We start from the raw sequence: 493 nt of genomic DNA, 5'->3' as shown, positions 1-493 counted from the left end.
AAGCGGTAAGGATTGGCAGAAAAGAAGAAGCAGTAGAAAGAGTAAACCATACTGGTAGTCCCTAGCGTCATTCCTATACTGGCTACGATCCGTGAAACAATTATAAGTATAAAATCTTTTATGCTCATAAACCTCCAAAGAAGTATTTGCAGACATTAATAAACTTTTCAGGATTTGTCCTTGCAATTTCACAGGCCGTCTCATAAGGTCTAACAATATCCTCAACAAGATAATAAAAAAGATCAAAATCACCCATGCTTTTTAATTTCTCATACATTACAGGGTTTCTTTCACGTAAGTACCGTGATGTGTAAATAGATCTTGATGTTTCAGCACCAATGCCCAAAACACCACCAGCAACAGAGCCAGATAAAAACGCACCAACCCCCTGAGATATAATCACCCTTCCGAGATTAACACCCGTAAACTGTGAGAATGTCACTTTACCTATAACATTCCCGGATATATTTTTTGAATAATGTGAAATTTTATC

The 493-nt window shown here is 36.9% G+C and carries 1 pseudogene; it reads right to left on the bottom strand.

The features are described 5' to 3' along the window. Positions 1–124: 124 nt before the first annotated feature. Positions 125–493 (bottom strand): annotated as a pseudogene (locus NNO02_RS23525) (hypothetical protein); the annotation flags it as partial.

The sequence above is a fragment of the Citrobacter sp. Awk 2 genome (assembly GCF_028069815.1).
GTDB lineage: Bacteria > Pseudomonadota > Gammaproteobacteria > Enterobacterales > Enterobacteriaceae > Citrobacter.
The sequence above is the reverse complement of the archived record's forward strand: the minus strand, read 5'-3'. Positions and strand labels throughout refer to the sequence as shown.